Below are 1315 nucleotides of genomic sequence, written 5' to 3'. Positions count from 1 at the left end.
AGAGTTGGTGGTCTCTCAAACTGTTCCACAAACTCCGGAGAAATCGGGTAGTGAGAATGATAGGACAGCTGATTTGTAATCAGTTGATCTACCGAAGGTGCTCCCCTTTTTAAGAGAGCACCTCAAAATTCTTACCATGCGCACAGTAAGGCAGTTTTGTTTGCCCAGCAGGCACCGTCTCTTTTCATTGCATGCTCAACAGTATGTTGGTGCCCGGCGGGTGTCATTCTTTGGCCTTCCTGACCGTCTCCGTTCCACGCCATCTTTCCAACTCCATCTTCAATGAACATGGAGGCGGACCACTCAATTTGTCCATCATCGGATTGAGTGGTTGCTGTAAAGTCGCCGCCTGTTTCTGCGGTAAATTCGCAAGTTCCATTCATATAAAACTCACCATCCACCACCAGCAAACATGTTGCTGTCTTTGCATTTACTGCAGAGCCCAACATCATCAGAGATAGGCCAATCAAAAATCGCTTCATTCAAAGTCCTCTAAGTTGTCTTCGAAATTCTATTTCACCCAAATGTGTTTGAACTCTGAAGGCAAATCGAAATCTATGCGGCAATGAATGATTGTGAGCACTCCCCTGCTAAGGGAGTGGTTGGAGGAGAGACAGGGATTCGAACCCCGCGCCTCTTAGCTCACCTCCCTGTTGGATACATTTTAGATGTTCTGACCGGATCTTTTGTGTTGTGTATCGGGGATTGAATCCGCGACAACTTCTCAAAGGCTCATGATGATCAGTGCTGCTGCTGAAACAGGTAGCCATCCAGTCGCTTCGATTTCTATCAGTTTCGTTTTGATGCTTATGCGCATTGTAGTTCCTTTCGTCATGTTGCGAGAAGCAAATGTGTTTTGCTTCTTTCAACGAAGTAAAAGGATTTGATGGTTCATTCTGGTTTATTGTTTGTGCTTCCAGAACTTCCACCAGATTGGTGCTTTCAGGTTCTGTAGTTCGGTCTCCGCTGCCTCTGCTCGTCGTCGTAGTTTTTCGATTTCCTTGGCAATATTTTCTTGCCCGCCAAGTTGGTCAGCAAGCGCCAGAATGCTTTCGTGAATCCATCCTCTTTTGAAGCCAGCCTCCGTTTTTTGTTTCTTAAATTTGGCTTGTCGTTCTTTCGTAGTCTTGGCTTTTTCGGCCTGCTCTTTCGTTTTGATTTTTGGAGGCAGTAGGTCGCTTGCGCGAAGACACAAAGTGCCTTCCTTCAATTTCAACTGTGCTTCCGTGAGTTCAATTTGTGTGAGCCGACCTTCGTGGATTGCGGCTTCAACTTCTGGGTCCATTTGGACGATATGTGCGGTCATAAAATGCCT

At 46.2% G+C, this 1315-nt stretch carries 2 protein-coding genes; both read right to left on the bottom strand.

What is annotated here, in order from left to right; translation table 11 throughout:
• Positions 1-131: 131 nt before the first annotated feature.
• Complete coding sequence (locus BM320_RS16205; protein ID WP_090201856.1) at positions 132-482, bottom strand: hypothetical protein; 351 nt, start codon at positions 480-482, stop codon at positions 132-134.
• Between the two features lie 419 nt (positions 483-901).
• Positions 902-1315: hypothetical protein (locus BM320_RS16200; protein ID WP_207496963.1), on the bottom strand; the 414-nt coding region annotated here is incomplete at its 5' end.

The organism is Yoonia tamlensis, assembly GCF_900115105.1.
GTDB lineage: Bacteria > Pseudomonadota > Alphaproteobacteria > Rhodobacterales > Rhodobacteraceae > Yoonia > Yoonia tamlensis.
The sequence above is the reverse complement of the archived record's forward strand: the minus strand, read 5'-3'. Positions and strand labels throughout refer to the sequence as shown.

What these genes read in the sequence shown, in the direction of transcription:
- BM320_RS16205 (WP_090201856.1), bottom strand. Translation starts at nt 482, where the DNA reads ATGAAGCGATTTTTGATTGGCCTATCTCTGATGATGTTGGGCTCTGCA.